This is a genomic window from Rhodobacter sp. NTK016B (genome assembly GCF_017303295.1).
Taxonomy (GTDB): domain Bacteria; phylum Pseudomonadota; class Alphaproteobacteria; order Rhodobacterales; family Rhodobacteraceae; genus Pararhodobacter.
Genome location: NZ_JAFKOK010000035.1, coordinates 1 through 6,499 on the forward strand (window position 1 = coordinate 1; position 6,499 = coordinate 6,499).

The following is a 6,499-nucleotide window of genomic DNA, read 5'->3' on the forward strand; positions in this document are numbered from 1 at the left end:
CATAACCTGCCGGTGCATGTGTACGGGGGGCTGCAACCGTGATCCGCGACGATCCTCGCCTTGTCGAAGCTCGCGCGCGCTCGATCGAAGAGATCGCCATGGTCCTGTCGATCGACGGACTCAAGCGCGCCGGGCACGAGCTGATCGGCCCCTGCCCGGAATGCGGTGGCACCGACCGTTTCGCGATCAACGTCTCGAAGGGCGTGTTTCAGTGCCGGCGCTGCGGCAATGCCGGCGACGGCATCCAGCTCGTGCGGTGGCTGCGAGGATGCTCGCTGCCCGAGGCCCTGACCTGGCTCTGCGGTGAGCGTCAGGAGCTCAGCCGCGAAGAGTTGGCCGCGCGCGAGCGCCGCGCGATCGAGGGGCGCCGGAAATCCGAGGAAGCCGCGCAACGGCGCCGGGCCGAGGCGATCCGGCAGGCGCGGCGGATCTGGCATGAAGGTCTCCCGGCCGAGGATTCGCCGGTGCGCGATTACCTCGCCCTGCGCGGCTTCACCCGGGATCGTCTGCCGGTCCTGCCTCAATGCCTGCGGTTTCATCCGTCCCTGCCCTACATGGTGCCGTCGGGCGGGCAGTGGGTCGAAGCGCATCGGGGCCCCGCCATGCTGGCCGCAATCCAGCAACCGCCCGGCACCGGCACGGCCGTGCACCGCACTTGGTTCGACCTGTCGCAGCCACGCGGGAAGCTCCGCATAGAGCATGACGGGCAGGCACTGAAGGTGAAGAAAAGCTGGGGCTCGAAAAAGGGCGCGGCCATCCGGCTGCATACGCCGAACGTGCTGCAGGGCACCCTTGTCATGGCGGAAGGCATCGAGACGACGCTGACAGCGATGGTCTCGGGCCTTCATCCGGGTGCCGCGTTCTGGGCGGGTGTCGATCTCGGCAACATCGCCGGCAAGATGCGCCAGGGCAAGGGCCTGCGCTACGCGGGTCTGCCCGACATGACCGATGACGCGGCCTTTGTTCCGCCGCCCTGGGTTCGCGAGCTGGTGCTGATCGAAGACGGCGACAGCGACCCCAAGATGACCCGCGCAAAGCTCATGTCCGGCGCGCGCCGCGCCATGGCGAAGATCCCCGGCCTGACGGCACGGATCGTGCCCTGCCCCGACGGCCTCGATCTCAACGACGTGCTTCTGGAGGAAGAATCCGATGCCGAATGACTCTTTGTATTCAGTCGATGCCGAGCTGTTCATGCATGTGCGGCGCGCGGCCGGGTCAGATGACTCTCGGTACTACCTGCAGGGCGTTTTCATTGAGCCTATACCAGAAGGCGGCGCATGGCTGGTGGCGACTGATGGGTTCATCATGCTGGTGGCCCGGGATGCCACAGCGCATGCCCCGGCGCCTGCGCTGGTCAGCTTGTCTCTGCTGGAAGTGCAAGATGAGTTCTGCGAATGCGGCGATCACATCACTGCGGCGCAGCGGGACTTTACTCGCGGGCGGCTTCTGTTCGAAGACCCGGGTGTCGATATTTCGGCTGTCACCCTTCGCAACGAATGGGCTGCTTATCGCGAGACCATAGGCGTCGTCGAGTGTCCCGCGCCTCCGGAGAAGTATCCGCCTTGGCGGCGCGTGTGGGGCGATCCGAGCGCCGATGGCACAAAGCAGGTCAAAATCGGTCCGGAGACCGATTCCTATGGCTTTGACCCTGCATTGCTCAGCCGTTTAGCGGGCGCCCGGGCCTTTCGTTTAATCACGGAAACCGACAGCGGCCCATCCGTCGTCCTGTTCCACGACAAGCCCGAGCTTGTGGGCCTGATCGTCCCCAAAGCCATGAAATCTTCACCGATCGGCCTTGCGACCGATCTGAGGCGCGCTGCGGTCGCACTGGCATCTGCCTGACGCGCCGAATGCCAGCCGTCGCATCCCTGACCATCACGCTCGATCGCGCAGCCGGCGCGGCCGAGCTGCGCAAGGACAGCTGGTCCACGCGCATAGACATCACCGACCTGCCGCGTTGGCGCGATCTCTATCGGCGCCTCTGGGCGCGCGGGTCCAAGACGAAGAACGGGCCGGGCCCATGGGCACGGTTCTATGAGGCCGATCTGCGCGCGCTCGACGCGGCGCTGACCGAGTTGAAGGGAGACATCTGACATGCCGAAGGGACTCGAGGGGGTGCGCGAGCTGATGGCTGGCGCGGTCGATGTCGACTTGCCCGATGACGTTGTGGTGCCGGATTCGGCGGACGATGGCGCGTCCGGCTTTGACGGTGGTCGCGACGCGCCGCCGCCCCGCACCCCGGATTATAGAGAAGAGCCGCCCCGTGAAGCCGAGGGCGCCGGATACCCGCTGAATGACACCGGGAACAGCATGCGTTTTCGCCTGTATCATGGCGATAATGCCAAGCACGTCCCCCGTGTCGGATGGCACGTCTGGGATAAACGCCGGTGGCGCCTCGACCCAGATGGCATCGCTGTCCGGCGCCTTGCGCAGTCCATTCACCAGCGTATCGAAGGCGAAGTCCCCTATCTGCAGCTGACCTCGGCCGAGCGGCGCCGCGTCGATCGGCTGGACGCCATTCGGGTCGAGCTGCGGGACTTCGAAACCGTTCACGAGGCGCTTGATGCTGACGAACGTGCCGAGCGCCGCCGTCTTCTGGTCGCAGAAAAGGAGCGCCTGAACGGTGAGCTCTGGGGGCGCGGTTCGACCCGGCAGCGCCACAGGTCCTTCGCTCAGACTGCCGGCAACAAGGGGCGGATCGACGCGATCCTGGCGGAAGCCGTCACGATGCTGCACTGCGAGGTCGAAGACCTCGATGCGGATCCCATGACTGTGAACACCGAAACGGGGATCCTCCGCTTCAACGTGCTGGATCTGCGCGAGGAAGGCGCCGGCAAGGTGGCTTCGGTCGAGCTGCTGCCGCACCAGCGCGAAGTGACGATCCCCGGGCGCAATGCTCCGCAATTCATCACCAAGATGATGCCTGTGGCCTATGACCCGAAGGCGACATGCCCGGACTTCGATCGCTTCCTGACGCGGATCCAGCCGGATCCGGAGATGCGGGCGTTCCTGCAGCGATGGTTCGGCCTGAACATGGTCGCGCTGCCGATCCAGAAGTTCCTCTATTGCTACGGCGTCGGCGCCAACGGCAAATCCCTGCTGGCTGGCCTCATGCGTCGGATGCTGGGCGATTATGCCACCATGGTTCGCATCGAGAGTTTGACCGGAAAGAACCGCAAGTCCGGTTCCGACGCGACGCCGGACCTCATGCGCCTGATCGGCGCCCGGGCCGCGATCACCAACGAACCTGAAGAGGGCGAGCGCCTGCAGGAACAGAAGGTGAAGGAGATGACCGGCGGCGATGAAATGCTCGTGCGCAACCTTCACTCCGATTTCGTGGCCTTCACGCCCTATTTCAAGCTGACCTTTACCGGCAACCACAAGCTGGAGATCCGTGGAACGGACGAAGGTATCTGGCGCCGGCCGCTTCTGTGCCATTTCGACGTACAGATCCCCGAGGCCGAGCGCGACGAAAAGCTCGGCGACAAGCTCTTCGAAAAGGAACGATCGGGCATCCTCAACTGGATGATCGAGGGCCTGCTGCAATACCTCGAAGGGGGGCTGCAGGAGCCCGCGCAGGTCAACTCTGCGACCGAGGAATACCGCACAGACAGCGACCCTATCGGCGACTTTCTGTGCACCGCCTGCGCGATGGATGGAGGGACCGACTTCCTGCCGGCGCGCGACCTCGTCGATGCCTGCTATCTTTACCTGCTGGAAAACACGGCCCATGCATGGCAGCCTGGCAACCTGCAGCGAAAACTGAAGGACCGAAGCGGCAAGTTCTACCACCCCGAGAGCCGAAAGACCTACACGCGACACAAGCGTAACGGCACATGGGGCTATACCGGCTTGTCCCTGACGCGCGAGATGCGGTCACGGCTCAACGAGGCCCCGCGCGATTCGAAAGGGTTGCCGATGGTCCGAAACGAGCACGTCCCGGCGGGGCCATCGGGATCCGATCATGAATGATCTCGCCCCGCACCCCGGTTGTTTGCCTGCCCCGGTCTGGGGCGCATCGCCGTTTTCTGCCCCAGACCGGGGCAGAACCCTTCGGGGGGATGAGTGGCGGAAAGATGTGCGGTTTCCGCGCCTTACCGAACCGGCGGGGCGCATGGGGCGCGTAGGGCAGAAGTTTTCCGGGTTCACATGCGCGCGAGACAAGCGGGGTCTGGGGGATCTGTTCTTTACGCGTAGGTCGGATTTATCTGCCCTATCTGCCCCATCTGCCCCGCCACCCTGAAATCACGTTTCGTTTCAATGGGATGTGCTTTTCCCCATAGGGTAACAGTTCTGCCCCGTTTTTCCATGAACTGCCCCACCAGCCCCAACCTTTAACACCGAAAATCAACAACTCGTTTAGAGCAGAAAGAGAGGCACAAGATATGGGAAGGATGATCAGAGAGAGCGATCTGGACGCGGCGGTAGACCGGCTGATTGGCTATCGGCAAGGCGCGCTCAAGGTGATCGCCCGGGAACGTCAGATCGTCCTCACGCCGACGAAAGAGAAAGATCGCCTTCAGCTGATGAAGGTGAGAGCCCATGCGCCGAGCAGCTGCGGGCCCGAGATCCCCGTGGCGCCTGCGCGCGGTGTTACTCTGCCGTATGCCCCGCAGGCTGTCCGCGCGACCGCCAACGGATACGAGCCGCAGCATATCGGTTTTTCCGGACGCGATGCGGCGCGCGCCAGCGACGTGTTCGACGTGATGGAACAGCAAGCCCAGCGGCGCGGCGGATCTGCACCCTTCACGCCGTCGCAGGTCGATGCCGGACGGCGCTATAGCGCGATGGTTGAGCGGCACAGCTCGGTCGGGCTCAAATGTGTTTCGGTCGAAGCTCAGGACCGCAGCCAAGGTTCCGGAGCCGGCAGCTACATGGACGCGGTGCTCGCAGAAGGCGATGCGATTCGCCGGATGACGACGGCCATTGGCACCGGGTTCGCACTGGAGGTCACGCGCAACCGCGGCGGCAAGCGGCGCAGCATCACGACCCGCGCGCTGGTCGACATGGTTTGCATCGAAGGACTGACCCTGACCGAGGTCCTGAAATCGCACGCGTGGTCCGTCTATGGTGACACGGTCAACCGGGCTCAGGCTGCCCTCGCCAGCGCGCTCGACAGGATGGCTCGCGCCGCGCCCGCTCTTCGCTGAAGAATGGGGCTTGACGCTTACCTCAACCGGATCGTATCTCTTTGTCATCATCCATAGCTGCGCCCGCCGGGAACACCCGAGCGGGCGTTTTGCGTTAGGAGGCAGCTCATGGCATTTGAGATGGCCCTCGACGCCTCGGACTTTCTCAAAAGAACCGGCGACCTTCTGCAGCGTCAGCTGCCGCAGATCGAGGTCTGGGCTCTGAACTGGACGGCGGACGATGCGCTGGACGCATTGAAAGACAGAATGCAGGTCCAGTTCGACCGTCCGACGCGCTGGACGCTCGGGGCGTTCCAGGTCTGGCGGGCGACGAAAACCGACCGCACCGCGAAGGTGCAGGAGAAGCCCTCTGTGGGCCGGCGCCACTATCTGAAGGTGCAGAACCAAGGGGGCGGTCGCCCTCAGACTGGAATCGAGAAGCTGATCGATCAGCATGTCGTGTCCGCGCAGATCCTGCGCACGGTAATCCCGGCGACGGGCGGACCATTCGAAGGCGCCCGCCTTGATGCTTATGGCAATTGGTCGCGCGGGGAACGCAATCAGGTGCTCTCGCAGCTTCAGGCGCAACGCGACGGCACCGCGAATACCACGCAGCGCTCGGCCCGCCGGGCGCGCAACCGGGCGCGATACTTCGTGCCGAAACACGGTCTGGCGCCGGGGGTGTATCGGCGCAACGCACCGGATGACATTCCGGTGCGCGTGCTGAAATTCTCTGACAAGGTGCCGACCTACACGCCGGTGCTTGAGTTCGAAGGCACCGTCGCCGCGATCTACCGTGACCGTCTGGGGATCAACCTTCGCCGGGCCTTCGATCGGGCGCTCGCGACCTCGCGGTGACCTCGCCCTGCCCCCCCTTCGGGTCCTTCCCAGGCAACCCCTGCACGCGGGTAATTCGCGCCCCGCAGGTGTCACCGCTCTTAACGATCTGGAAAGCCTTAACTTAACAACGGAAAGGGCCATGGCCAACCTTAACGCAACCGAACTCGCATCCCGGCTCGGGCTCTCGAAGCCTCGCATCAGCCAATATGTGAGCGAGGGAAAGCTGGAAGGTTGCTATGAGGGGGAAGGCCGCGCGCGGCGGTTCGACCTGGCCAAGGTGGCAGATGCGCTCGGGCGCAAGCTCGACCTCGGCCAGATGACGGGCAACGGGCGCGCGACCCGGCGGACATTGCGGGCCGTCTCCGACGAAGAGACCACTGACGAACAGCCCGAGGCGCAAGCGAGCCGCCCCCCGATAAGGGGCTACGATGGGCCCGTTGGTGACCGCGATCCTGATCGCCTGGAGCTGGCGACGCTCCAGATCAAGGAAGAGCAGGCCCGGAAAGCGCGCCGGGACAATGCGCGCGACG

At 64.5% G+C, this 6,499-nt stretch carries 6 protein-coding genes and 1 pseudogene; all 7 read left to right on the forward strand.

The genetic code is table 11. The features are described 5' to 3' along the window. Positions 1-38 precede the first annotated feature (38 nt). Complete coding sequence (locus tag JI664_RS23500) at positions 39-1,160, forward strand: DUF7146 domain-containing protein (RefSeq protein WP_207016224.1); 1,122 nt, start codon at positions 39-41, stop codon at positions 1,158-1,160. Further along, a complete protein-coding gene (locus JI664_RS23505) occupies positions 1,150-1,842 on the forward strand; it encodes a hypothetical protein (RefSeq protein ID WP_207016225.1) in 693 nt (230 codons plus the stop codon). The genes JI664_RS23500 and JI664_RS23505 overlap by 11 nt, the downstream gene beginning before the upstream one ends. A gap of 8 nt (positions 1,843-1,850) precedes the next feature. Further along, positions 1,851-2,093: a hypothetical protein gene (locus tag JI664_RS23510; protein ID WP_207016226.1), complete on the forward strand. Its 243-nt coding sequence runs from the start codon at positions 1,851-1,853 to the stop codon at positions 2,091-2,093. 1 nt (position 2,094) lies between these two features. Beyond that, on the forward strand, positions 2,095-3,972 hold the full coding sequence (locus JI664_RS23515) for a phage/plasmid primase, P4 family (RefSeq protein ID WP_207016227.1): 1,878 nt from the start codon (positions 2,095-2,097) through the stop codon (positions 3,970-3,972). Positions 3,973-4,394: 422 nt separating this feature from the next. Then, complete coding sequence (locus JI664_RS23520) at positions 4,395-5,150, forward strand: hypothetical protein (protein WP_207016228.1); 756 nt, start codon at positions 4,395-4,397, stop codon at positions 5,148-5,150. A 108-nt stretch (positions 5,151-5,258) separates the two neighbouring features. Beyond that, complete coding sequence (locus tag JI664_RS23525; protein ID WP_286174258.1) at positions 5,259-5,987, forward strand: hypothetical protein; 729 nt, start codon at positions 5,259-5,261, stop codon at positions 5,985-5,987. A gap of 121 nt (positions 5,988-6,108) precedes the next feature. Continuing rightward, positions 6,109-6,499 (forward strand): annotated as a pseudogene (locus JI664_RS23530) (hypothetical protein); the annotation flags it as partial.

Coding starts and splice junctions, on each gene's coding strand:
- JI664_RS23515 (WP_207016227.1), top strand. CDS start 2,095: ATGCCGAAGGGACTCGAGGGGGTGCGCGAGCTGATGGCTGGCGCGGTC.
- JI664_RS23505 (WP_207016225.1), top strand. CDS start 1,150: ATGCCGAATGACTCTTTGTATTCAGTCGATGCCGAGCTGTTCATGCAT.
- JI664_RS23520 (WP_207016228.1), top strand. CDS start 4,395: ATGATCAGAGAGAGCGATCTGGACGCGGCGGTAGACCGGCTGATTGGC.
- JI664_RS23525 (WP_286174258.1), top strand. CDS start 5,259: ATGGCATTTGAGATGGCCCTCGACGCCTCGGACTTTCTCAAAAGAACC.
- JI664_RS23510 (WP_207016226.1), top strand. CDS start 1,851: ATGCCAGCCGTCGCATCCCTGACCATCACGCTCGATCGCGCAGCCGGC.